General features: G+C 69.8%; 15 protein-coding genes. 5 read left to right on the forward strand and 10 right to left on the reverse strand.

What is annotated here, in order from left to right; translation table 11 throughout:
- Positions 1 to 1356 carry an FMN-binding glutamate synthase family protein gene (locus AC3WQZ_RS25645; RefSeq protein ID WP_492301476.1) on the forward strand — a complete coding sequence of 452 codons (1356 nt, stop codon included), beginning with the start codon at positions 1 to 3 and terminating at the stop codon, positions 1354 to 1356.
- Between the two features lie 181 nt (positions 1357 to 1537).
- Here AC3WQZ_RS25645 and AC3WQZ_RS25650 read toward each other — a convergent pair whose 3' ends face one another.
- From AC3WQZ_RS25650 to AC3WQZ_RS25695, 10 genes are all read right to left on the reverse strand, one after another.
- Positions 1538 to 3961, reverse strand: coding sequence for a CHASE2 domain-containing protein (locus tag AC3WQZ_RS25650; RefSeq protein ID WP_492301477.1), 2424 nt, complete (start codon positions 3959 to 3961; stop codon positions 1538 to 1540).
- A complete protein-coding gene (locus tag AC3WQZ_RS25655; RefSeq protein WP_454751049.1) occupies positions 3936 to 5627 on the reverse strand; it encodes a FecR family protein in 1692 nt (563 codons plus the stop codon). Before AC3WQZ_RS25655 ends, AC3WQZ_RS25650 begins: the two co-directional genes overlap by 26 nt.
- Positions 5620 to 6348 (reverse strand): response regulator transcription factor, encoded by a 729-nt coding sequence (locus AC3WQZ_RS25660; protein ID WP_010810939.1) that lies wholly within the window; start codon positions 6346 to 6348, stop codon positions 5620 to 5622. The genes AC3WQZ_RS25655 and AC3WQZ_RS25660 overlap by 8 nt, the downstream gene beginning before the upstream one ends.
- 309 nt (positions 6349 to 6657) lie before the next feature.
- Positions 6658 to 8028, reverse strand: a complete 1371-nt coding sequence (gene pelG / locus AC3WQZ_RS25665; protein ID WP_010810938.1) for an exopolysaccharide Pel transporter PelG — start codon at positions 8026 to 8028, stop codon at positions 6658 to 6660.
- Between the two features lie 2 nt (positions 8029 to 8030).
- A complete protein-coding gene (gene pelF / locus AC3WQZ_RS25670) occupies positions 8031 to 9629 on the reverse strand; it encodes a GT4 family glycosyltransferase PelF (RefSeq protein ID WP_010810937.1) in 1599 nt (532 codons plus the stop codon).
- Positions 9626 to 10612, reverse strand: coding sequence for a tetratricopeptide repeat protein (locus AC3WQZ_RS25675; RefSeq protein ID WP_010810936.1), 987 nt, complete (start codon positions 10610 to 10612; stop codon positions 9626 to 9628). The genes pelF and AC3WQZ_RS25675 overlap by 4 nt, the downstream gene beginning before the upstream one ends.
- The gene (locus tag AC3WQZ_RS25680) at positions 10605 to 12044 is read right to left on the reverse strand and encodes a PelD GGDEF domain-containing protein (protein WP_010810935.1); all 1440 of its coding nucleotides are present in this window, start codon (positions 12042 to 12044) and stop codon (positions 10605 to 10607) included. Before AC3WQZ_RS25680 ends, AC3WQZ_RS25675 begins: the two co-directional genes overlap by 8 nt.
- A 66-nt stretch (positions 12045 to 12110) precedes the next feature.
- Positions 12111 to 12677: a penicillin-binding protein activator LpoB gene (locus AC3WQZ_RS25685; RefSeq protein WP_340530739.1), complete on the reverse strand. Its 567-nt coding sequence runs from the start codon at positions 12675 to 12677 to the stop codon at positions 12111 to 12113.
- 59 nt (positions 12678 to 12736) lie between these two features.
- The gene (locus tag AC3WQZ_RS25690; RefSeq protein ID WP_439669371.1) at positions 12737 to 16831 is read right to left on the reverse strand and encodes a tetratricopeptide repeat protein; all 4095 of its coding nucleotides are present in this window, start codon (positions 16829 to 16831) and stop codon (positions 12737 to 12739) included.
- On the reverse strand, positions 16794 to 19700 hold the full coding sequence (locus tag AC3WQZ_RS25695; RefSeq protein ID WP_492301478.1) for a bifunctional glycoside hydrolase/polysaccharide deacetylase family protein: 2907 nt from the start codon (positions 19698 to 19700) through the stop codon (positions 16794 to 16796). Before AC3WQZ_RS25695 ends, AC3WQZ_RS25690 begins: the two co-directional genes overlap by 38 nt.
- 1016 nt (positions 19701 to 20716) lie before the next feature.
- Between AC3WQZ_RS25695 and AC3WQZ_RS25700 the strand changes: the two genes are divergently transcribed.
- From AC3WQZ_RS25700 to AC3WQZ_RS25715, 4 genes are all read left to right on the forward strand, one after another.
- Positions 20717 to 20920, forward strand: a complete 204-nt coding sequence (locus AC3WQZ_RS25700; protein ID WP_010810931.1) for a cold-shock protein — start codon at positions 20717 to 20719, stop codon at positions 20918 to 20920.
- 228 nt (positions 20921 to 21148) lie between these two features.
- Positions 21149 to 22018 (forward strand): presqualene diphosphate synthase HpnD, encoded by an 870-nt coding sequence (gene hpnD, locus AC3WQZ_RS25705; protein ID WP_041688204.1) that lies wholly within the window; start codon positions 21149 to 21151, stop codon positions 22016 to 22018.
- Positions 22019 to 22077: 59 nt separating this feature from the next.
- A complete protein-coding gene (gene shc, locus AC3WQZ_RS25710; RefSeq protein WP_010810929.1) occupies positions 22078 to 24096 on the forward strand; it encodes a squalene--hopene cyclase in 2019 nt (672 codons plus the stop codon).
- Positions 24093 to 24779: a phosphorylase gene (locus tag AC3WQZ_RS25715; RefSeq protein ID WP_011617714.1), complete on the forward strand. Its 687-nt coding sequence runs from the start codon at positions 24093 to 24095 to the stop codon at positions 24777 to 24779. The genes shc and AC3WQZ_RS25715 overlap by 4 nt, the downstream gene beginning before the upstream one ends.
- Positions 24780 to 24785 lie beyond the last annotated feature (6 nt).

Raw genomic sequence — 24785 nt, forward strand, 5'->3', positions numbered from 1 at the left:
ATGAATGCCCCGACCCAACTGCAGGACCTGGCATCAAGTTCCACCCAGACTCCACCGCGCTATTCCGCGACGTTCGACCCGGCTACCCTGGCCGAAATCCGGCGCGCCGCGGCCACCGGCATCTACGATATCCGTGGCGGCGGCGCCAAGCGCAAGCTGCCGCATTTCGATGACTTGCTGTTCCTGGGCGCCTCGGTCAGCCGCTATCCGCTGGAAGGCTACCGGGAGAAGTGCGGAACCGACGTCGTCCTGGGAACGCGCTACGCCAAAAAGCCGATTCACCTGAAGACGCCGGTCACCATTGCCGGCATGAGCTTCGGCGCGCTGTCCGCCCAGGCCAAGGAGGCACTGGGACGCGGCGCCACCATCGCCGGCACGAGCACGACGACGGGCGACGGAGGCATGACACCGGAGGAGCGCGGCCAGTCGCAGACGCTGGTGTACCAGTACCTGCCCTCACGCTACGGCATGAACCCCGACGACCTGCGCAAGGCTGACGCCATCGAAGTCGTGATCGGACAGGGCGCGAAACCCGGTGGCGGCGGCATGCTGCTGGGACAGAAGATCAGCGCGCGCGTGGCAAGGATGCGATGCCTTCCCGAAGGCATCGATCAACGCTCGGCATGCCGGCATCCGGACTGGACCGGCCCCGACGACCTCGAGATCAAGATCCTCGAACTGCGGGAAATTACCGACCGGGAGAAACCCATCTACGTCAAGGTTGGCGCCACCCGCCCCTACTATGACGTGGCCCTGGCGGTCAAAGCCGGCGCCGATGTGGTGGTGCTCGATGGCATGCAGGGTGGCACCGCCGCGACGCAGGAAGTGTTCATCGAGCACGTGGGTATCCCCATCCTCGCGGCCATCCGGCCCGCGGTGAAGGCGCTTCAGGACCTGGGCATGCATCGCAAGGTTCAGCTGATCGTCTCGGGCGGCATTCGCAACGGCGCGGACGTCGCCAAGGCCCTCGCCCTTGGAGCAGATGCCGTTGCCATCGGCACGGCTGCACTGGTCGCGCTGGGGGACAACGACCCGCGCCATGCCGGCGAGTACCACAAGCTCGGGACCGTTCCGGGGGCTTACGACGACTGGCATGAGGGCAAGGATCCCGCAGGCATTACCACGCAGGATCCGGAACTGGCTTCTCGCCTGGATCCGGTACAGGCCGGGCGGCGCCTGGCAAACTACTTGTCGGTCATGACGATGGAAGCGCAGATCATCGCGCGTGCCTGTGGCAAGTCGCACCTGCATAACCTGGAGCCCGAAGACCTCGTTGCACTGACCATCGAGGCGGCGGCGATGACACAGGTGCCGCTTGCCGGGACCGCGTGGGTGCCCGGGCAAGGTGGGTACTGAGTTCAAGTGGCACCCAAAAAAGCCGCCCACGCCAGTTACGGCCATTGGGGGAGCTGGCGTGGGCGCGAAGACCGCCGGATGCGGCTCCAGCGGCGATACGATGCTACGCAAATCCGCCTGTGGCGACTGCCAACAATTGTGTCGGCGGCCGTAACGTGGCTTGCGGCCATTGCTGTGCCGCTCAGGCCACAGGCAATTCGATGCGGAACACCGCCCCCGCCCCAGCCGCACTGCGCACGCTGGCCTTGCCACCATGCCGCTCGGCCACGGCCCGCACCAGCACCAGCCCCAGACCCGTGCCTTCCGGCGCGCCCTGCTGCCCCTCATGCAAGCGCGCGAACGGTTCGAACAATCGTGCCTGGTCGGCCTCGGCAATCCCCGGCCCATGGTCCTGCACGGCAACGACAAAGCTGCCCGGCTCACGCGTGAGCGAGACCGTCACGGTCCCCGCTTGCGGGCTGAACTTGATCGCATTGCTGACCAGGTTGGCGATGGCGCGCGCCAGCAGCGTCGGTTCACCCTGCAGCACCGCGGGCTCGTCAGGCAGGTCGATCTGCAGCGTCACGTCGCGGGCCTTGGCCAGCGCCCAGAGCTGGTCCGTCGCATCCAGCACCAGGCCACCCAATTCCACTTCCATGAACGCCAGGGTCTTCGACTCCGCGCGCGCCACGCTGATGAAGTCGTCGGCCAGCGTCATCGTGCGGCGTGCATGGGCGGCGATGCGTGCCAGCACGCCGCTGTCCGTGGCGACGTCGCCGGCGGCTGCCCCATCGCGCCGCGCGCGGCGCTCATGCAGCTCGATCAAGGCCAGGATCGATGCCTGCGGCGAGCGCATGTCGTGCGACAGGAAGCGCAGCATCTGCTCGCGCTGGCGCTCGGCAATGCGGATCGCGGTGATGTCGATCACGCTGACGATCAGGCCGGCCACGGCGCCGGCCTCGGCGTGCAGCGGCGCGCCATGCAGCAGGTAGCGGCGGTCGCCGCGCCCGGCCACCTCGATGCCGCCGTCGGGAACCGGGACCGGAGCGATGCGGGCGCCGGCGTGGCGGTCGTGCAGCGACTGCCAGTACGCCAGGGCCGGTGCCGGCGCGGGAAAGATTGCCTCGATCAGCGCGCGGATGGCGGCCCGCGGCGGCCCGGCCGCGCCCGGCGCATGAGCGGGCTCGCCGTCCAGCACCGCGGGCGCCAGCGCCACGCAGCGCCGGTTGGCCAGCATCACGCCGCCATCCAGGTCGCAGATCGCGGTGGCATCGGGCAGGCTTTCCAGGCCATCGGACAGGAAGCGGCGCGTGCCGCGCAGTTGCGCGCTCATGCTGTAGACGGCGCGCATGCGGCTGTCGAGCGTGGCGCCGGTATGGCGCGGCGCGGCAATCAGGCCGGGTTCGCGTTCCAGCCGCGCCAGTTCGTCGGTAAGGAAGCGCAGGGCCGCCTCCTGGCGCAACCAGCTCCACAGCGGGTAGAACAGCACGCAGCCCAGCGCCGCGGCGGCGGGTGCAAACCATAGCCGCGCCAGCGCCAGCAGCAACAGCGAGCCGCCCAGCAGGGCCGCCAGCAGCAGCCCGGTGGCCACCAGCGCGCCGCGCGGGGGCAGGCGCAGCGCGGCCAGTGCGGCCAGCAGCACCGCCAGCAGCGTGCCGCCGACCTGCCACGCGCGCGGCACCGCCACAATCGCATCGCCGTCGGTCAGCGCCTGCACGGTATTGGCCAGGATCTCCACCCCGCTCATGCCGCGGCCATCGCGCGACACCGGCGTCGGCAGCACGTCGCCCATGCCGGTGGCGAGCGCGCCGATCAGCACGGCCTTGCCGGCAAAGATGGCGGGGTTGGCGCGGCCATCCAGCACGTCGCGCGCTGACACGCGGGCAAAGGTGCCGGGCGGGCCGGCATACGGGATACGCAGGCGGCCGCTGCGCTCCCAGCCGTTGGCTTCGGTGATCCGGGCCGGCTCCTGGCGCGCGATGCCGGGCGGCTCGGCGGCGCGACCGAACGCCGCCATCACCGCGGCCAGGTGCGGCACGCCGGCGGCGGCCACCGGATGGGGCCCTTCGCTCAGATAGACCTGGCGCGCCACGCCATCGGTATCGACCACCATGTTGATATGGCCCACCGCGGTGCCCAGCCCGGCCAGCGGGTAGCGCACCAGCATGCCGGCGGGGCCGGATTCGGCCACCACCGGCAGCACCACGTTGCCGGCCCGGGCCAGGCTGCGGGCCAGCACGGCGTCGTCTTGCGGATAGCGGGTGTCGCGCTCGGACAGGATCACGTCCACGCCGATCACGCGCGGCCCGCCGGCGGCGATGCGCTCGACCAGCTGCGCCAGCACCGCGCGGCGCCACGGCCAGCGGCCGATGGCGGTGATGCTGGCGTCATCGATGCCGACGATGACGATGTCGTCGCGGGCCGGATGGTGCTGGGCGCTGATGGCGATGTCGTAGGCGGCCAGGTCGGCGCGCTCGGCCCAGCCCTGGCGCGCGGCCAGCACCACCAGGGCCAGCACGGCAGCAAGCAGCAGGCACCATTCGATCAGCGTGCGCTGCCCGAAAGCGTGCCCGGGCGCGGCCGGCGCCGGGCCTGGCGCGTCAGTTGAGCCGGATGCGGCCACCACCGTCCGGCCGGTCGCCCGACCCGATTGCGCCGCCCTGCGAGTCGCGCAGGAGGGCATTGACTTCAATGCGCTGCGGCGCGGAGAACGCCGCCGGGTCAGGTGTCACCCCCGGCGCCGCACGTGCCACGCGGATGAAATAGACGCCGGGCGCGGGGCGCGGCAGGTCAATGGCATTGGTGGTGGTGTGCTCGTCGGCCAGCAGTGTGGCAAAGCCGGCATCGGCCGACACCTGGACCCGGTAGCCCGCGCCGGCGCCGCTGCCCTCGGGCCAGCCGATATGCAGCGCGCCGCCGTCGTCCTGCAGGGTCGGCACGGGCGGCTTGGGTTCGACGCTGAACGGGACCGCGTCCGACCACGGGCCCGGCCGGCCCGCCGCATCGACGCTGCGCACGCGCCACCACCAGCGGCCCGGCACCAGCGCTTGCGTGGCGGCGGGCTCGGAGGCCGCCTGCACCACGGCGTCGCGCGTAAAGGCCGAATCGGCGGCCAGCGCCAGTTCGTAGCGCGCCGCGCTCGGCACGGTGGCCCATTCGAAGGCGACGGCTTCGGCATAGCGCACCGCATCGGCGGCAGGCTGCTGCGTGAACGGCGCCGGCGGGTTCAGCCGCACCGACACCGGTGCCTGGGCGTCATGGCCGGTCAGCTGGTGCTTGTCGATGGCACTGACGCTCAGGTACAGCGTGCCCTCGGGCAGGCCGTCGACGCGCGCGGTCGTGGCAGTGGCGCCACTGGCGGTGCCGGTCCAGACCAGTTCGCTCAGCGCCGCATCGCGCGCCACCAGCACGCGGTAGGCGGTGGCGCCCGGCACCGGCTGCCAGGCGGCCTCGAAGGACGGGCCCAGCACGGTATCGGCCGGGGGCAGCAGGGCCGGCGCCGGCAGCAGCGCCACCGGCTGCGACAGCTTGCCGCCGGCCGACACGCCGATGCCATAGCCGGCACCGACCGAAGCCGCCGCGGTCATGGCACGCTCTGCTGCCGGCCTGGCGCGGGCACCCCGCGCCGCACTGACGCCGACGCGCCCTTCCAGCACCTCGCTGCGGCTTCCTGCCGTGTCGGCCGAGACCCGGTAGCGGGTGCCGCGCACGCCGGTCACCATCATCGGCGTATGCAGCTCGAAGCGCCCGACGCCGCCGCCCTGCGGTGCCACGCGCGTATCGGCGGCACCCTTCTCGATGCGGATCACGGTGTCGGTCAGGCCGCTGCGCGCGAACATGCGCAGCCGGCTGACCGAGAGCGTGGTGGCCGGCGGCACCGTGACGCGGCTGCGGTCCGGCAACTCCAGCGTGACCGAGCCGCCCGCGGGGGTCTCGATGCGCGTGGTTTCGTCCAGCGTCATGCCGGCCTGCACCGGCCGGCCATTGGCGCGGACCGCGCCGGCCACATGGACCACACGCGCCGACGCGGCCTGCTCGGGAATCTGGCTGAGCGGGATGCGCAGGCGCGAGCCGGGCACCAGCCGGTACGGATCGGCCACGCCGTTCAGGCGCTGCAGCGTGCGCCACCCCTGCTCGGACGCCATGTAGCGCGAGGCCAGGCCGATCAGCGTATCGCCCGGCTCCACCAGGTAGATAAAATCGGCGCCTTCCGCGCCCGCGGGCCCGGCGTGCGCCGGAACCGCCATGCCGGCCAGCAGGGCCAGCGCGGCACCACCGATCACCTTACGCATCCGCCCCGGCCTCATCCGCCTCCACATCTGCCGCGGAAGCCTCTTCAAAGCGATAGCCGTGCGAGTACACGGAGGTCAGCCGCACGCCGTTCTCGGGGCGCAGCGCCAGCTTGAGGCGCAGCCGCGAGATATGCGTATCCAGCGTGCGCGAGCCCGCGCCCATGGCGCGGCCCCAGACGGCCTGCTCCATCACCTCGCGCGCCAGCAGGCGCCCGGTATTGCGGAACAGGAACAGGGCCAGCTCATATTCTCGCGGGGACAGCAGCGCCGGCTCGCCGCCGACGGTGATGGTGCGCGCGTGGGTATCGACGATGTAGTTGCCGCGCCGGATCAGCTCCACTTCCTGCGCCGCCTCGGGGTAGGCGCGGCGCAGCAGCGAACGCACGCGGGCGATCAGCTCGCCGGCGCGGATGGGCTTGAGCATGTAGTCGTCGGCGCCCACGGTGAGGCCGTCGACGATGTCGGATTCGGCGGTGCGGCTGGTGACGAACAGGATCGGCGGCATATTGCCGGACTTCTGCCGCACCCAGCTGACCAGCTCATAGCCGCTGGTGCCCGGCAACTGCCAGTCGACCAGCAACAGGTCATAGGCGCGCTCGCGCAGCGCGCGCAGAAAATCCGCGCCGTTGGCGTAGGACTCGCACTCGAAGCCGGCTTCGCTCAATATCTGCCGGATCAGTTCGGCCTGATCCGGATCATCCTCCACGGAGGCAATTCGCATACCTCTACATCCTTCTGCCAGCTTCCGACTGCAACTGCGGTCTCTGCCACGGCATGTCGACGGCTCGGCCGGCAAGTCATTCCTCATATTCACCCCCAGGGGGCGCGGCCGTCGATCTGATCCGACGGGCCAGGCCGAAGCCCGCCGGCTGCCGCCATGTTACCCAATCGCAGGCCCTTCCGTCGAGATGCCCCGACGAGGGGTGGTGGCGGCAACTGCGCCGATCCCTCCGCGATCGTCTTTCGATCTGCATCATCCTTGCCGCCATCGCGCCGCCCGGGGAGCCGGCCGGCGCGGCCCCGGCAGGGCCTATTGCAGCATGTAGGTCTCGTACTCCAGCCGGTCCAGCTTGCGGTCCAGCAGGTACAGCGCCAGCGCCACCACCACCAGCAGCGACACCGCAAAGCCGTAGCCGTACCAGGCCGGCCCCAGGTGCAGCGTCAGCAGCGTCAGCGCGAAGTTCAGCACCACGAAGGTCGCGGTCAGCAGCAGCACCTCGCGGCGGCGGTCCAGGTAGAAGTAGATGTTGAGCACCCCCAGCAGCACCACCTGCAGGCTGGCGCCGATCACGTCCACGTAAAGCAGCGGCAGGTACAGCTCGGAAATGCCCAGCAGCCGCAGCACCCACACGCCCACCGCGAACAGCAGCAGCGCGGCGATGGCCTGCACCTTGACGATCTCGTACAAACCCAGCCGGATGGTCTGGACCATGGTGTTGCGCATGTCCTCGATATGCTCGAGCGAGCTGCCGCCGCGCACCGCGTTGTAGAACGCGTCGTAGTACTCGACGAAATCGGTCTCGATGCGCACCAGGAACACCGCCATGCCCGGGATGATTGCCAGGTAGGCCAGGAACACCGGGATGTCGTAGATGATCGACGCATGCAGCGGCCCGATCACCTGCTGCCCGGTGGAGGGCGCGTACCAGAACATGAACTTGTCGATCCAGATGCCCAGGTTGTAGAGCAGGCCGATCGCCACCAGGCTGGGGTAGGCATGGCGGCGCTGGAACACCTCGAACGACATGAACTGGCGGCTGGTGTAGTTGCGGTAGATCAGCGTCACCATGCCGGTCAGCAGGCACAGCTGGCCGGCGGCGAAACCGCCCAGCAGCCCTTCCAGCCCGTGGCCGCGCAGCACCAGCGCGGCGCCGACCGAGATCGCGTAGCCCAGCAGGAAGGTCCACACGATCGCCTTGTACTGCTTCATGCTCGACAGGAAGATCGCGGCAATCCAGATATTGCTCAGCACCACGAAGCCCGCCACCATCAGCAGCCGGTACAGCACCGACTGCTCGCCGAAGCTGAATACCGCGCACGCCACGCCGATGCCGCCCGACAGCACCGTCGCCAGCAGCGCCACCGCGTGGTAGTTGCTCAGGACCAGGTGGTCGCGCTTCTCGAACAACCGATCCGAGGTGAAGCGCGTGAACGCCAGCTGCATCGGCCCGGTCAGGATCAGGCTGCCGGCGATCAGGTAGGTCACCGACACCTGGAACTGCGTGATCAGCGAGCCCGGCACCACGAAGGGCAGGCTCAGCATGCCGATCAGCAGGATGCCGACGATCGACAGGATCCATGGCCCGGAGCTGATGATGCCGGCATACGCGTAGGCGCTCAGCATGCCCGACAGGTTGTCCCGCCGCAGCATCTTGCGCAGCTCGAATCCAATGCCAGCCATGCTCAGGCTCCTCCGTGGACCGGGCAGCGCGCGGGGTTGCCGCCGCCCTGCCGCTCAGGTCCGCCATGCCCGGCGCCGTCTGCCTGCGCCATCAGCCGTTGATACAGTTCGCGGTAGCTGCCCACCATGCGGTCCTGGGTGTAGTAGCGCTCCACGCGCGCCACGCCGGCGGCCTGGGCCGCCTGCCAGCGCGCCGGGTCCTGCAGCAGCCCGAGCGCCGCCGCGGCCAGGGCCGCGGGATCGGCAATGCGCACCACCTCGCCGGCCGAGCCCAGCGCGGCGTCGTCGCCGGGCAGGCCGAACAGCAGCTCGCGGCACGAGCCCACGTCGGTGGTCACGCACGGCACGCCGGCGGCAAAGCCTTCCAGCACCACCAGCGGCAGCGCCTCGCTGATCGAGCTCAGCACCAGCACGCCCACCTGCGGCAGCAGCGCGTCGATGCGCTGGAAGCCCAGGAACTTGACCTTCTGGCCCAAGCCCAGGCTCTCGGCCAGGCTGCGGCATTCACGCGCGTAGTCGGGATCCTCGTCCTCGGGGCCGGCGATCCAGCCTTCGGCGTCGGGGTACTCGCGCACCACCGTCAGCATGGCGCGGATAAAGGTCTTGACGTCCTTGATCGGCACCACCCGGCCAATCAGGCACAGCACCGGCGGCACGCCCGGCTTGCGGCGGGCGCGCAGCGGCGCCAGGCGCGGCAGGTCGATGCCATTGGGGATGCTGCGCGTGCGCACCTCAGGCGCGCCGTCCTGCACCTGGCGGCGGCGATTGCCCTCATACAGCGCGACGATGTCGTCGCCGGCGTCGTAGCAGACCCGGCCGATGGTCTCGAAGAAGCGCACCCACAGTTCGCGGAAGTAGCTGATCTGGGAGATGTCGCGCTCGAACACATTGCGGTTGTCGCGGATCCACTGGCTCTGGAACAGGTCGATCTTGCGTTCCTTGGTGTAGATGCCGTGCTCCGACACCAGCAGCGGGCGCTGGTTGCGGTGGCGCAGCAGCGCCCCGAGAAAGCCCGCATAGCCGGTGGAAACCGTGTGGTAGACGCGCGCCGGGATCAGGTTGTCGGCAATGCGCACCAGCTGCCACAGCGGCTTGTGCATGATGCGCACGGTCCAGAAATAGTCCGTGAACGACGGGTCCGTGCAGAAGCGCCGGTATTGCTCGGTGATGGTCTGCCAGGCGCGGCGGCTGTACAGGAAGGCGTCCTCGCCCAGCGCCCCACCCTCGCGCAGCGCCGGCATCAGCTCGCGCATCATGGCGCCGGCCTCGGCCTCGCGGCCCGGGTCGCGCAGCAGCTCGTGCAGGCGGTCCGAGGCGTCGAACGCCTTGGCATCGCCGGTGCTGCCCTGGACCAGCGGCGGCGGCGGGAAGTCGTACAGGTAGTGCGTTTCCAGGTGCACCACGTTGGGCGGCAGCTGGTAGGCCATGTCGCCATAGTCCTCGCGCCGGCTGCCGATAAAGACGATGCCGAAGCGCAGGTCCGGGAACGCGCGGATCATCTGGTTAACCCAGCTCGACACCCCTCCGCTCACATACGGGAAGGTGCCTTCGAGCAGCAACATGACGTCGGCCGACGTCGCTTTTACCAGGATCTTGCTCATGATTGCCAGTACCGCAGCAGGGGCCGCACCAGCGGGAGCGGCGAGGGGCTGTCAAACGATGCCATCAGCTGGCGCACCGCGGCATAGTCGCGTTCCAGGTAGGCGGCCTCGGCCAGGTGCGGCAGCACGCGTTCGCGCGCGAAGCCGAGGGATTCGGCGCGCTGCAGCCATTCACGCGCCTCGCGCGGGGCATTGCGCGCCAGCGCCAGGCGTCCGCGCATGTACCACAGCGAGGCATTGCTGTCGTCGTACTGCAGCGCCGCGCTGGCGTAGCGCTCGACCTGGCTGGCGGTGTAGCGGTAGACGTCGCCCTGCACCAGGTTCTGGTAGATCAGTTCCCAGTACAGGTCTGCCAGCCGCTTGCTGATCTCGGCGCGCTCGCTGGCGCTGTTGGCGCTCTCCAGCCGCGGCAGCTCGGCCAGGATCTGCTGGGTCAGCTGCTTCTCGGCGCCGTCCAGCATGCCGTAGGCCAGCAGCCGCACGTCGTCGACGCTGTCGGCCAGCAGTTCGCGCAGCACCGGGCTGGCGGTGCGCGCCGGCATCGACTGCATCGCCACCAGCGCGGTCATGCGCTCGGGCAGGGGCGCGCGCGCATTGCCCAGCTGCGCACGCAGGCGCGCGCCGCCGCCGTGGGTGACGCGCGACATCAGGTGCGTGACGAACTCGGGCAAGCCCACGGTGCCGATGCCGCTGGTGTCCACGCGCCGCGGGAACAGCTTCGAGAACAGGTAGCTGCCCAGGCACACCAGCGCGCCGCCCAGCGGCACGAAGAAGCAGAACAGCGCGAGAAAGCCATAGCTCCATCCGAACGGCACGCGAAAGCGCCGCGGCAGCAGGCGCCACAGCAGCAGCGCGGTCAGCGCGGCGGCCACCGCCTGCATGCCGAAGAAGGCCAGCAGCAGCGCGGTGCTGTTGCCGGCGCGCGCCAGCAGCGCCAGCGCGGCGATCTGGGCGACGAGCCCGCTGGCGCCGAGCTTAAACATGGGGCGCTTCCCCGGCCGGCAGCGTGGCCGGCGCGATCGCGCCATCCACCTGGGCCCGGCGCAGCAGCTTGACCAGCGCGTCTTCCGAGCCGGCGCCGGGCACCGCCAGCGTATAGACGCCGATGCCCGCACTGGTGAAGTCGGTGCCGAACTGCGCGCGCAGCATGTCTTCGATGCGCACCAGGTAGGCCGCCACCGCCTGCGCATCGGACAGCGGCATCAGCGTCAGCATCGCGCGGTGATGGGCGTTGACCACCGGCCACGCCACATCCAGCGCGCGCCGGCTGCGCACCACCTGCTCGAACAGCGCATCGCGCTCCGGATCCGCGTCGAACACCAGCGCCACAACCGAGCTTTCGATGCCGGTCTCGCGCCGCAGCCGCGACAGCCGCGCATAGTCCAGCGCAAACGGGTATGGGCAGGCCGGCAGCGCCGCCTGGATGGTGCGGGTGGCGCCGGCGTGCTCCACGCCGTCGGCGTAGTAGCCCAGCAGCACCATCAGCATCTGCAGGTTCTCGTAGGTCAGCGACAGGAACGGCATGCGCTCGACCACCAGCAGGCCGATCAGGTGGTCGGAGCCGGCCAGCACCGGCGCCACCGCCACGTAGCGCGTCTGCGCGCCATGCTGCAGGCCGTCGGCGCTCAGGTGCGCCAGCTGGCGCGTGTCCAGGCAGTGGCGCACCAGCGGGTCGGTGGTGTCGAGCGTGAATTCCGGGCCGATGCTGGCGACCGGGACGCCATCCACGTGCTCGCCATCGCAGGCATGGAGCGCGGCTGCCTCAAGCTGGCAGGCCTGCGCCACCACCTGCAGCATCGGCTGCGCACCGGCCAGCACCTGGCCGGTGCGCGCGGCCTCGTCCAGCGCCACGCTGCGCAGCTGCGACAGCGTGTCGCGCAGCGTGGTGGGCCGCGCCAGCAGGTCGTTTTCCAGCCGCTCATGCGAGATGCGCAGCAGGTAGTGGTTCTTGGTCAGCGCCGCCAGGCGTTCGTCCAGGTAGCGGTTCACGGCGCGGGCGCGCGCCAGGCGCGTGCCCCAGATATCGCCGAACTGTCCGGCCACCAGCACCAGCAGCAGCCCGCCGAGGAAGAACAGGCGCGGGAAGGGCCCTGCCATCACGCCGGTCTGCTGGTAGAAGTACCAGCCGCCCAGCAGCATCAGCACGCTGCCCACGCCGATCAGCGTGCCATAGCGCAGCGCCAGGATCACCGGCAGCAGCCAGGCCCACGGAAAGCCCATGCCGAGCAGCAGCGGATTCTGCGGCAGCACCAGCCACGCCAGCCCCATTGCGGCCAGCATGGCCACCACCAGTTCCACCACGGCCGCGCGCCCGCTGACCGCCGGCGCCAGCAGGCGCGCATAGCGCCCACCCAGGCCGATGCCCTGTCCTTGCCGCGCGCGATATGTCTTGTCAGCCGTATTGGCCACGCTCATCCCCTTGCTTCAACCATTGCATCGCCGCATCGGTGTGCAGCCTCTTCCTGGTGGCTTGCCGCCGCCTCAGCCTTGCATCAGCGGCGCCAGCAGGCGACGCAGCAGCTTCTGCGCGGTGCCCGACAGCGAGGCGCGGCTCCAGCCGCTGTCGCTGCCGGTGGCCGACCACACCACTTCACCACTGTTCACGTCCAGCAGCTGCAGCGAGATGCCGACCGCAGGCTCGCCGTCCACGCCCACCTTGTAGCGCCATTCCTGCACCGCGCCGGTCAGCGCGTAGCGGGCCTTCTCGGCACGCGCCCATTCCAGCGCCTTGCCCACGGCTTCGCGCTCGGCCGGCTCGAACAGCGTTTCCGGGTTCAGGCTGGCCGGATAACGCTTCAGGCTGGCCACGCCGCCGGTCTTCAGCAGGCTCTCGGCAATCGCCTCGGCGCGCAGGCCGGCCTGCGGCGTCTCGGTGTAGTTCACGATCGGCAGCACCGCGATGGTCTCGCCGCGGGCCAGCGCCGGCGCGCGGCCGACATCCGTCACCGCACAGCCTGCCAGCCACAGTGCCGCGCCCAGCGCGCCGCACCATGCCGCCAGCCGCCTGGCCACTGTCTTGCCCGTCATTGCCGTGGTTTGCTTGTTCATCTTCATCCCCTTTTCCATGTCCTGTTGTTACCCGATCCCTGCCATCCGCTGCCGCCGGCTCAGTACAGCCAGCGATAGCGCATTCCCAGTTCCGTCAGCGGCCTGCCACCGTTGCGCGCCGCGGTCTCATGCGAGATATACAGCGCCAGGTGGTCGTTGCCGAATACCGATCCGGCCACCCCGCCCTGCACGCGGAAGTTCTGCCGTGCGCGCGTGTCGCGCAGCAGCCCCACTTCACCGAACGGCCGCCACTTGCGTGTGTATTCGTCCAGCAGCTCAGTGCCGAAGCCGAACAGCACGCCGGCCTGCGTGAAGCCCTGCGGCATGTAGAACGCCGGCGTGGCTTCGTCGCCGACCGGCACCAGCGACGCCATGCGCGGCGTCAGGCTGCCGCCGTTGGCACTGTAGTTGGCATGCGTGCCGACCACGCGCACGGTGTAGTCCGGATACGAGGTGCGGATCCTGTAGCCGGCCTCGACGTCATAGACCATGCCATGCCCGAGCGCGCTGCGGTCCTGCCCGCGGAAGCTGCTGTACTCGATGCGCGCGCCGACGAACTCGCGCAGGCCGAGGCGCCAGGTTGCGCCCAGCCCCACGACGTCCTTGGCCCCGCCCACGCGCAGCGGCGCCGATTCGTCGGCCGGCTGGTTCAGCCCGGCCAGCGTGCTGAACTGCAGCCGGCCCTGCTGGTTCCACTCGCCGAAGAAGCGCGCGGTCGCCATTGTGTCCAGCCCCTCGCGGTAGCCTGCCGTGGCACGCCAGCGCTTGCTGTTGTCGCGATAACCCAGCGACAGGTCGGCGCGCCGGTCGGACGACGGCACGTTCACCAGCTGCTGCGGATCGGTGCTGCGCTGGTCGCGCCAGGTGCCGCGCAGGTTCAGGTCATACCCGTCCCACAGGCGCACGCCACCCGCGAGGCTGCCTTCGGTATATTCCAGCGGCTTCTGGTGCATGAAGCTCACGCGCGGCTCGATCGCCTGGGCGTTGTAGAGCAGCGTCTCCTGCAAGGAGTCCTGCAGCGTGTCATCGGAACGGGCCCGCTCCTGGGTTTCGAAGGCCAGCGTCTGCGCGGCGCTGATGCGGTTCAGTTGCTGGTTGGCCTCGATCTGGTTGGCCACCGGCACGCGGCCGGCCTGGCGCTCCAGGATACGGTCAAGGCTGTTCATGTCCTGCCGGTCCAGCGCGATCGCCACCTCGGCATAGGCCGGTCGCTGCAGCCGGTTGACGTACTGGCGGGCCAGCCAGCTTCGCGCCAGTTCGTTGGATTCCGCGGACATCGCCCATGCCAGCGCGGCATCGCGCCCGGCAGCGGACAGCGCGGCATCGCGGCGGGCCGCATTGCGCGCGACCTCCGCGGACGCGGGCGCGGTTGCCGCCTCATGAAGCGGCGGCAGCCCGGCCACCTCGCCCAGCTGCGACGGCGCGCCCGCCATCGGCGGCACCAGTTCGCGCGCCGCCGTGGAAGCGCGGTCCGCGCGCAGCATCTGGATCACCAGCGCGCGCGAGACATCGCCCGAGGCAAAGATCTGCCCCAGCGCCACGGTCTGGCGGCGCAGGTCCGCGCGCGAAGGCGCGCCGGACTCGTTCTCGTACTCTTCGTCGCCGTCGGTGTTGTCGGGCCGCAGCCGGGCATAGCGCACCCCGCCCTGGGACCAGCCATGGTGCAGGTCGATCCAGGCCTGGCGGCGCACGCGCCAGGCCATGTCGGTCTGGCCGATGGCTTCATAAGCATCGGCCATCAGGCTGAGCCAGAGCGGATCGGCGCTCTTGCCGTCGTTGAGCTTGCGCAGGTAGTGCATGGCCGCGCGCCCGTCCTGGAAACGCATATGGCCCGCGGCGAAGGCGCCCCACAGGTCGGGGTTGTCTTCCGCGTCGTCCTTGACGCGGCGCATCACCGCGCGCACTTCGGTATCGCTGCCCTGGTCGACCAGCGTCCACAGCAGCGCCGCCAGCGTTTCGCTGTCGGCATCGCGCAGGCCCGCGGCGCGGCGCAGGTCGGCCAGGGCGTGGTCGCGCTGGCCGGTCACGCGGTAGTACTCCGCGCGCCGCATCAGGAAGCGGCTCGACTGCGCTGCCGCCTGGCGCTGCTCGGGCGTCATGTCCTGCAACAGGCGCCCGATACGCCGGTAGGCGTGGGCACGCGTGTAGTAGTACAGCGCCAGTTCCAGCGATTCCGGCTTGCCGCCGCGGCGCCAGTCGGCCTCGGCGATGCGCCCGGCGTCGATCGGGGTCTTGTCGTAGTAGGCGATCAGGTTGGAGAAATCCGCCTCCTGCGTGTCGCGGACCTCGTCCAGGCAGTCGTTGCGCGCCGGGCCCGCCGGCCTCTCCATGCAGTGCTCGTCCTGCGTCTGCGCCGCCGCCAGCATCAGCTGGCGATAGCCGTCCTTGAGCAGGTCGTCGCGCTGGTTCAGCCGCGCCAGCTCGGTAAAGGTGCGCCAGTAGAGGATGTCATCCTTCCCGGCCGTGGCACGCGCCGGCAGCATGGCGTCCAGCGCCTGCGCCAGCTTGCCGCGCACATAGAGCAGGTTGGCGAGCTTCAGCGCATAGGCGGGGCGCGGGCCGAAGCGCTGCTGCATCTGCGTATAGATCTGGAACGCGCGCTCGTCCTTGCCGGCGCGCTCGGCCAGCGCGGCGTGGCGTTCCATGATGTCGCGAGCCCTGGGGCCGTGGCTCAGGCCTTCGAGGAAGCGCATGGCCTCTTCCGGCTCGCCCAGGCGTTCGTAGGCAGCCACCACCTCGTCCACGGTCTTCAGGTCCGAGCCGCCCGCGCGGTGGCGCAGCGCGGCCAGGTAGGCGCGATCGTCGGACAGGCCCGGGGCGAGCCGCATCACTGCATCCCACGCGCGCTCGTCGTTGGTGGCGCGGGCATAGTCGAGCCAGCTCTTCAGGGCCACGGCCGGCTGGCGGTTCCATTCGGCCACCTGCGCCAGCCGTTCGCGCCAGATCGCCTCGCCCGGCAGCCGGCGCACCGCGGTCTCGGCCACGCGCTGCGCCTGGTCGAGCTTGCCGGCTGACAGGAACACGCGATAGGCGAGTTCGTAGTCGTCGGCGTTGAACGGCTTGTCGGCTGGCTCCGCCGGCGCCTGCGCGGGCGCAGCAGCTTGCGCCGCAATCTTGCGCGTACCCAGCTGGCCGGAGGCGGCCAGCGCTTCACGCAAGGCCAGGCCGCGCGGCCCGTCGAGGAAGACCAGGCCGCGCTCGGCCCACGGCTGGCTGGCGGCGATACGCCGCGCCTCGGCCTGGCGTGCGGCCAGCGCCGCCGGGCCGGCATCGCGCGTGCGCGCCGAAACCTTCAGCAGCCGCTCGACATAGCGGCTGGCCTGCTCCGGCTTGTTGGCCGCCAGCGCCAGCTTCGTCAGGTAGCGCAGCACCTCCGGATCGTCCAGCAGCTTGCCGCCGTGGCGCTCGGCCTGCGCCAGCGCTTCGTCCAGCAGGTTGCCTGACTGCAGCGTCTGCACCGCCTTCAGGAACAGCGCGCGCCGCTCGGCCAGCGTGGTGGCGGCCGCCTGCTGCGCGAACAAGGCGTTGGCGGCGTTGCGATAGTCGCCGCCCGCGATCGCCATGTCGGCCAGCTGGCGGTTCCAGAAGGCCGCGTTGTTGCGGTCCTGGCTGGCCAGCGCCGCATAGAACTTGCGCATCGCGTCCTGGGCGCCGGCCTGGCGCGACTGCGTGGCCAGTGTTTGCAGGTCGGCCAGCCCCCAGCTGCGCCCGGCAGCCTGGTCCAGCAGGCTGCGCAGCTGCACCAGGTTCTGTTCGCGCTCAGGCGTATCCGGCAGCGCGGCCCAGGCGCGCTGCTGCGCGATCTCGATGCGCGTGCGCAGGATCTGGCCCGACAGGTCGGTGCCCTGCACCGCCTGCATGCGCGCCAGCATGGCCTGCGCCTCTTCCAGCCGGCCGGTGCGCGCGTATTGTTCGGCCAGCACGCCCATGAAACCGGGGTCGTCGGGCGTGACCTTCCACCAGGCTTCCAGGTAGGCCATGGTCAGCCCGTCGATGGTGCGGCCCTGGCCCAGCAGGCGCTCGCGCAGAGTCTCGCGCGGGAACATCAGCGCCAGGCCGATCCCCACCATCGCAGTGAAAGTCAGCACCAGCGCCGGCGGCAGCAGCCGCTCGCGCTCAACCGGCGCAGCGGACTTCGACTTGTTGCCTGGCATGGTTCGGATCGGTGACGGGTGCGGTATCCACGCGCAGCGTGTTGCGCTCGCGGACGGCCTGTACGGGCTTGCCATCGACGCTCACACGGCAGTTGCCGGCGTTGGCAAGACGGAAGAATGGCTTGAAGTAGCCGCTGAAGGCGAAGCGCGTGACGCCATCGCGCTGCGACCAGTCGCGCACGATGCCGTTGGCTTCGGCCAGCTGCGGCGCGGCCGGGGCGGTGACTGTGTCGCGCACGGCGAAGCGCGCATCGCCGCCATCCAGGTGCAGGTAGACGCCGCCGCCCGGTGCCGGCGAGGTGCCGGTCACGCCGTGCGCCGCGCCCACGTCGGGCATGCCCGCGCCGCTCCAGCGCAGGTTGCGCAGGTTCCCGTCGCCGCGAACGATCCATTCAGCACCGGTGCCGCCCGGCTGGCCGTCGCCCACATCCCGCGCCACGGCCATGTCCTGCCAGTCGAGCACCTTGCGCACGTAGTCGGTGGAGTGCAGCGGCAGCAGCGGCTGCGCCAGCACATAGTCATAGACCTTGCGCAGCGCCTTCAGCGACGCGGCCTTGGTGCCCGAATAGCTGTGGTAGTAGATATTGACAGGCTTGAAGCGATAAGGCTTGTCGGTCAGCTCGTAGGTCTCGATCACGCGCTCGAAGCCGTAGAACGGGCCGTGCCAGAGGTTGGTGTAGACGTTCTCGTTCTGGTTGGGCGCAAACACCTGGAAGGTGCCGCCGGGCTTGTTGATGCCTAGCGGCGCGATCGCGGTCCAGCTCGGGTTGCTGCGCGTGATCAGCGTATCGCCGCCGTTCATGTTGAGCACGCGCGCCTTCTCGGTGAGCCGCAGCGCCTCGGCCGGCGGCTGGCAGTCGCCCGACCACAGCAGCATGCTGACCGGCTTGCCGGCCGGCGCCAGCGTGCGGTTGATGTAGTCGATGGAGCCGCCGATCTCGCGGTTCAGGTCCATGCTGTAGCCGGGGATGCTCAGGTGGAAGGCCTCGTCGCCCTCGACCACCGCGGCGCCGCTGGATTGCGTTGGCTGCCCTGGCTGGGCCGGCACGGTGCGCGACCACTCGAACGGATGCGAGAAGGTATGGCTGGCCACCTCGACATAGGGCTGCGCGAAGATCTTGCGCGCGATCGGCTCAAGCTCGGCGCTGAGCCTGGGGTACATGCCGTCCTTGCTGACTTCGCCCTGGATCACCGACATCGTCATCGGCAGCCGGTAGCGGTCGAAGATCTCGCGGAACAGCACCTCGCCGGAGAAGCCGCCGCCGGGAATCTCGGCGCGCGAGGCAAAGCCGTCGCCGTCGATATGGATGGTCAGCAGGCGCCGGCCGTTCTCGGTGGTGACATCGGGCACGGGCATGGCGGGCAGGCGCAGCGCCGCGCGCAGGAAGTCCAGCGGCTGCACCACCCAGCGGCTCTGGCCGTTGCCGTTGCCGCTCTGGCGCACCGCATACGGCCCCAGCACATAGCCGCCCCACGGCGTGATCGCGGCGGCGTCATAGGTCAGCGTGCCCGAACGCAGGCGCAGCAGCGAACGGTAGCCGGCGCCGTCCGGCACCTGGATCGCTTCGGCCTGGGTGCGGTCGGGGGCCACCGGCATCTCGAAGCCCATCATCCGGTCCTTGGCCAGCACCTCGACCGGGCCCGACACGCGGCCCTTGACTGCCTTCAGCCCGAAGCTGCGCGCCACCGTGCCGCTCACGCTGGTGCCGAAGTCGTTGAGGAACACCACCGGCATGCCCTGCGCCATGCGCGCCTGCACCCAGGCATGGAAGCGTCCCGGCTGCGCCGTGACATTGCCTGACAGGTACACCACCACGCCGGCGTAGCGGTCCGGCCCGATCTCGGGCAGGTCCTCGCTGGTCTCGGCGAAATCCACGCGATAGCCAAGGTAGTTGAGCGGCATCGAGACAAAGCGCACACCCTCGGAATCATCGATCGACACCCCGGGGCGGCGCTCCTGCACCACCAGCACGCGCCGGGGCAGCACCTCGACCTTGCCGATGCCGACCGTCTGCAGCCCGGGATCGGCCACATAGGGCGTGATCCCCAGCGCGCGGATGCGCTGCGCGGTTTCGCGTGCGCAGCGGCGGTCCGCCGGCGGACAATAATCGATCGAGATCACCGGCAGGCGGTATTGCTCGCGGATGGTGCGCGCCTGCGCCAGCAGCCAGTCGCGGTCAGCCTGCGCAACGTCGACATAGCGGCCCTGGGCCTGGTTCCAGCCGCGGAACAGCGACTCGAAGGCAACGGCATAGGCCAGGTCATGCACCTGCGGCAGGATCTCGAAGCCGCGGTTGAAGACCAGGCGCGCCTCGGGGTAGCGCGCCTTGATCGCGCGGATCACGCGCACCAGCCCCGCTTCCTGCCGTGCGCGCTCGGCGTCGGTCCTGGCGGCAAGCTGGTAGGAATCGAGGGTATCGAGGAAAAAGCCACGGAAGCCGCGCTGCCACAGCGGCGCGATCACCTTGTCGACATAGAAGGCGGGCCAGCCGTCGGCTGCCTGGTCGATGACCGGCGCGTTCCAGGCGTCATTGCGCCCGACGAACCAGGCCTTGGGGATGTCCTTGAAGTAGGCGCGGCTCTCCAGCACCTCGCCCACGCTGACATAGGCAAACCAGGCCGTGGCCGGCGTCGCCGCCTGGCGCGGGTCGAAGCCGCTGTCGGGCTCGACCACGGCGATGTCGAAGGCTTGCAGAGCGTCAACCGGCGGCTTGGCGCCGTAGTGCAAGGCGATCGACGGCATGGATGGCGCCTGCGCCGCGGGCGCCGGCGCGGCCGCAGCCGTCGCCGCCCCGAGGGCCAGCGCCAGCGCGATGCCTTGCACCCGCTGCGCCATGCGCATCCCTACCCACCCCGATCGGAACGGCATGCGGCCGCCCCGGTTCCCTTGTGCTTCCTCCAGCTGCTTCACAGGCTTACTTCCCCTTGTCTGCGCACGCCGGCAAGTGCCTCACGCACGACATTCCCTGAGGCGGTCGCTGCCGCCTTGTGTCCGACTGTGGATCTCAGAATCGGAAAAATCTGATGGTATCCGGAAACGAATGCTAGGACAGACGCATGGATCACATTGTCAACAATTGTCCCAACACTGAGACATTGAGCCGGCTCGCGCGTTAACGCGCGCCACCGTGCTGCGGGCGCACGTCAGCCGCGCTTGCGGTACGGGCGTACGGCGGGCGCGGCTCGGCTCGGCTCAAATGCAAACAACGAAAACAGTCCAGGTCCCGTGCGCGACGGGTGGTGGGGCTGTCCGCAACCGAAATTCCGGACAGCTAGGTTTGAAACGCCATGATGTTCCCCGTTCCGAGCTTTTATGTATGGGCCCGCATACAGTGGGCGCGCTCATGTATGTCTGTGCACGACGCGAGCGCGGCCACCGGCCTGGCCTTTATTGTCAGCATAATGATATATCCGGGCCGCGCCGGCTTCCCCCGAACGCGGTAGGGATTGGGTGCCGTAAGAATTTGTAAAAAAGATGGCACGCCCATGCACCGGACGACAGCCATTATGCACGGCGGTGTGGCATCGCGCTCGCTGGCGGTGCACGCACAACCAAACCCGCGATAAAAAAATCAGGGAATTCACTGAACTGAAGCTGAAGTAGAAAACGCTAATATCTCCTATCGGAACCTCTCATCATGATTAGGCGCTTAGCCTGATTGACACGCCGGGAAAATTCGGCAGAATGATTCCCACTTGTGCAGCGCCCATGCGGTGTGTCTTTTGGTGTTGTCGTTCCGTGACGTTTTCGGTTGTCACGACAGCGACATATCGAAGTCATATGGAATGCGCTGGCGGGGAACATAAAAAGGATCCGCTGGGTGCGTTGCACACGGTGTATAACGAGCGTTTTCGCTCATTTTGAAATTCAAGGTTGAGATAGATATGGAAACCGGTACCGTTAAGTGGTTCAACGACGCCAAGGGCTTCGGCTTCATCACGCCGGATGAAGGCGGCAACGATCTGTTCGCGCACTTCTCCGCAATCGAAGGCAATGGCTTCAAGTCGTTGAAGGAAGGCCAGAAGGTACGCTACGTCAAGGCCATGGGCCAGAAGGGCGAGCAAGCCACCAAGATTCAGGCCCTCTGATACCGGTGGATTCCGGGCCGGTCCAGCGGACCGGCCGGAAGGAAAGCCCCGCAGCTCCGGCGCGGGGCTTTTTTTATTGGCGCGCCGGCACCGGGGCCGCCGCTGCGGCAGTCTTGCGACGAGTGAAATTGCTATAATCGGCCGACCCACAACCGCCCTCCCGCCAGTGGGCGCGCACGGATGCTGCGCGATCAGTGCGGGACGGTATGCAGCGTGTCGAGGAGTTACGTGGCCGGTACTCAAATCGCAACGCAAGACACCCCTGTCGCCGCCGACCATGGCAGCCAGGCGGGCCCGGCGGCCTCGGCCGGCAGTTCCTTCCATGCCGCGCTGCGCATCCTGCCGCCAGCGCAGCGCCAGGCCATGTTCGAGATCTATGCGTTCTGCCGCGCGGTCGACGACATCGCCGACGGCAACGCACCGCGCGCCGAGCGCCTTGCCGCACTCGATGCCTGGCGCCACGACATCGCCGCCTGCTACACCGGCAATCCGCCTCGCGCCCTGCAGCCGCTGAGCGCGCAGATCCGCGCCTTCGACCTGCAGCAGCAGGATTTCCTCGCCGTGATCGACGGCATGACCATGGACGTGGTGCAGGACATCCGCGCCCCCGACGCGGCCACCCTCGACCTGTATTGCGATCGCGTCGCCAGCGCTGTCGGCCGGCTGGCGGTGCGCGTGTTCGGCCTGGAAGAAGCGTGCGGCATCGCGCTCGCGCACCACCTGGGCCGCGCACTGCAGCTGACCAATATCCTGCGCGATATCGACGAAGACGCTGCCATCGGCCGGCTCTACCTGCCGGCGGAAGCGCTGGCCGCGGCCGGCATCGGCGCGGACACGCCCCAGGCCGTGGTGGCCCACCCCGCCGTCGGCCAGGCCTGCGCGGCCGTGGCGCGCGAGGCCCAGGCGCACTACGACCAGGCCTACGCCATCATGGCGCGCTGCCCGTCGCGGCAGGTGCGCTCGCCGCGCATCATGGCCGAGGTCTACCACCGCATCCTGGCGCGGCTGCGCACGCAGGGCTGGCGCGCGCCGCGCCAGCGCGTGCGCCTGCCGCGCGCCCAATTGCTCTGGATCTTGCTGCGCCACGCCATTGGCTGAGCGCTGCCCCCGATGCATGCCGGGCGCGGCCGCGCCGTGCGCCGGCACAAGGAGTCTGCATGTCGATGAACGAGACCGCCTTTGCCACGGCAGTGCCACGGATCGCGCCGGCCAGCGCGGGGGACAGCCCCGCGCCGCGCGACGCCGCGCAGGCATTGGACCAGGGCATCGGCCGTGCGATCGACGCGCTGCTGCACCAGCAGCGCCCCGACGGCCACTGGGTCTACGAACTGGAAGCCGACGCCACCATTCCCGCCGAATACGTGCTGATGGTGCACTACCTCGGCGAAGCCCCGGACCTGGAGCTTGAAGCCCGCCTGGCCCGCTACCTGCGCCGCATCCAGAATCCCGATGGCGGCTGGCCGCTGTTCCATGAAGGCCGCTCCGACGTCAGCGCCAGCGTAAAGGCCTATTTCGCGCTGAAGATGGCCGGCGACGACCCCCAGGCCGCGCATATGCAGCGCGCGCGCCGGGCCGTCCACGCGCTGGGCGGCGCCGAGGCCAGCAATGTATTCACGCGCACGCTGCTGGCCCTGTACGGCGTGATGCCATGGTCGGCGGTGCCGATGATGCCGGTCGAGATCATGCTGCTGCCGCAGTGGTTTCCGTTCCACCTGTCCAAGGTCTCGTACTGGGCGCGCACGGTGATCGTGCCGCTGCTGGTGCTGAACAGCCTGCGCCCGCAGGCGCGCAACCCGCGCGGGGTCGGCATCAATGAGCTGTTCGTCGGCAACTGCCATACGGTGGGGCTGCCGCCGCGCGCGGCGCACCAGCACGCCGGCTGGTACACGGTGTTCCGCGGCCTGGACGCGCTGCTGCGCGTGGCCGAGCCGCTCGTCCCGCGCACGCTGCGCCGGCGCGCCATTGCCGCGGCGCAGGCCTTCGTGCGCGAGCGGCTCAACGGCGAGGACGGCCTGGGCGCCATCTTCCCGGCAATGGCCAACAGCGTGATGATGTTCGACGTGCTGGGCGTGCCGCCCGACGATCCGGCACGCGCGCTGGCGCGGCAATCCGTCGAGCGGCTGCTGGTCGAGCACGGCGACGAAGCCTATTGCCAGCCCTGCCTGTCGCCGGTGTGGGATACCGCGCTGGCCGCGCACGCGCTGCTGGAAGCCGGCGAGGCGCGCGCGACGGCCGCGGCCGGGCGCGGCCTGGACTGGCTCAGGCCGCTGCAAGTGCTGGACGTGCGCGGCGACTGGGCCGTGCGCCGCCCCCTGGTGCGCCCCGGCGGCTGGGCCTTCCAGTACGCCAATGCCTATTACCCGGACGTGGACGACACCGCCGTGGTGGCCGCCGCGATGAACCGCTACATGCGCGCGCACGATGTGCCGGGCCGCTATGACGAAGCCGTGGCGCGCGCCGCCGAGTGGATCGTCGGCATGCAGGGCGGCGACGGCGGCTGGGGCGCGTTCGAGCCCGAGAACACGCATCTCTACCTGAACAACATCCCCTTTGCCGACCATGGCGCGCTGCTGGACCCGCCCACCGCGGACGTATCCGCGCGCTGCCTGTCGATGCTGTGCCAGATCGGCGCCACGCCGGGCAAGAGCGAGCCCGCCGCGCGCGCCCTGCGCTACCTGCTGGCCGAGCAGATGCCCGACGGCAGCTGGTTTGGCCGCTGGGGCACCAACTATATCTATGGCACCTGGAGCGCGCTGTGCGCGCTGAACGCAACGGGCCTGACACCGGAAGCCCCCGAGATGCGCCGCGCCGTGGCGTGGCTCGAGCAGATCCAGAACGCCGACGGCGGCTGGGGCGAGGACGGCAGCAGCTACCGGCTCGACTACCGCGGCTACGAGCCCGCGCCGAGCGTGGCCTCGCAGACCGCGTGGGCGCTGCTGGCGCTGATGGCAGCCGGCGCCGCGCAGCATGCCGCGGTGGCGCGCGGCATCGACTACCTGCTGCGCACGCAGCAATCCGGCGGCCTGTGGCATGAGCCGCGCTTCACCGCCGTGGGCTTTCCGCGCGTGTTCTACCTGCGCTATCACGGCTATGCACGCTACTTCCCGCTGTGGGCGCTGGCGCGCTACCGCAACCTGCAGCGCGGCGGCGCGCACCAGGTGTCGTGGGGGCTGTGACGGCACCGTTCGTGCTGGTCGTCACCGGCATGGCGTTCGAGGCGCGCACCGCCGCCGGTCCGCATTGCCGCGTGGTGCACGGCCTGCGCGGACTTGCACTGGAACAAGGCGTTTCCGCGATGGCAAGCCGGCATTGCATGGGCATCCTCAGCTTTGGCGTGGCGGGCGGGCTGGATCCCGCGCTGGCGCCGGGCGCCCTCGTGCTGGCGGACTCGGTATGCGCGGCCGGCGAACGCTACGACACCGACATGACCTGGACCCGGGCGATGCACGCGGCGCTGCCGCATGCCAGGGTCGGGATACTTGCCGGCGCGGACCAGCCGGTGCTTTCGGTTGCCGCCAAGCAGATGCTGCACCGGGCCACGGGGGCGCTCTGCGTCGACATGGAATCGCACCTCGCCGCGCGCATGGCGGCGGCTTGCCGGCTGCCGTTCGCGGCCTGCCGCGTGGTGATCGACCCGGCCAGCCGCGCGGTTCCGGCTGCCGCGGCGGCAGGCATGGGTGAAGACGGCAAGACGGATGTCGGCGCGGTGCTGGGCGGGCTCTTGCGCGCGCCGTGGGAACTGCCGGCGCTGATGCGGCTGGCGGGCGATGCGGCGGCCGCGCGCGGCGCGCTGCGGGCGGCACGGCTGGCGCTGGGGGATGAATACGGCTTGCGCGATATGCGGACGCAGGCCGGCTGACGTCTG

Source organism: Cupriavidus sp. FW305-26, assembly GCF_058787975.1.

Excerpts from the sequence above, each read along its gene's own strand:
- AC3WQZ_RS25645 (WP_492301476.1), top strand. The coding sequence starts at position 1 with ATGAATGCCCCGACCCAACTGCAGGACCTGGCATCAAGTTCCACCCAG.
- AC3WQZ_RS25655 (WP_454751049.1), bottom strand. The coding sequence starts at position 5,627 with ATGCGTAAGGTGATCGGTGGTGCCGCGCTGGCCCTGCTGGCCGGCATG.
- AC3WQZ_RS25660 (WP_010810939.1), bottom strand. The coding sequence starts at position 6,348 with ATGCGAATTGCCTCCGTGGAGGATGATCCGGATCAGGCCGAACTGATC.
- pelG (WP_010810938.1), bottom strand. The coding sequence starts at position 8,028 with ATGGCTGGCATTGGATTCGAGCTGCGCAAGATGCTGCGGCGGGACAAC.
- pelF (WP_010810937.1), bottom strand. The coding sequence starts at position 9,629 with ATGAGCAAGATCCTGGTAAAAGCGACGTCGGCCGACGTCATGTTGCTG.
- AC3WQZ_RS25675 (WP_010810936.1), bottom strand. The coding sequence starts at position 10,612 with ATGTTTAAGCTCGGCGCCAGCGGGCTCGTCGCCCAGATCGCCGCGCTG.
- AC3WQZ_RS25680 (WP_010810935.1), bottom strand. The coding sequence starts at position 12,044 with ATGAGCGTGGCCAATACGGCTGACAAGACATATCGCGCGCGGCAAGGA.
- AC3WQZ_RS25685 (WP_340530739.1), bottom strand. The coding sequence starts at position 12,677 with ATGAACAAGCAAACCACGGCAATGACGGGCAAGACAGTGGCCAGGCGG.
- AC3WQZ_RS25690 (WP_439669371.1), bottom strand. The coding sequence starts at position 16,831 with ATGCCAGGCAACAAGTCGAAGTCCGCTGCGCCGGTTGAGCGCGAGCGG.
- AC3WQZ_RS25695 (WP_492301478.1), bottom strand. The coding sequence starts at position 19,700 with ATGCCGTTCCGATCGGGGTGGGTAGGGATGCGCATGGCGCAGCGGGTG.
- AC3WQZ_RS25700 (WP_010810931.1), top strand. The coding sequence starts at position 20,717 with ATGGAAACCGGTACCGTTAAGTGGTTCAACGACGCCAAGGGCTTCGGC.
- shc (WP_010810929.1), top strand. The coding sequence starts at position 22,078 with ATGTCGATGAACGAGACCGCCTTTGCCACGGCAGTGCCACGGATCGCG.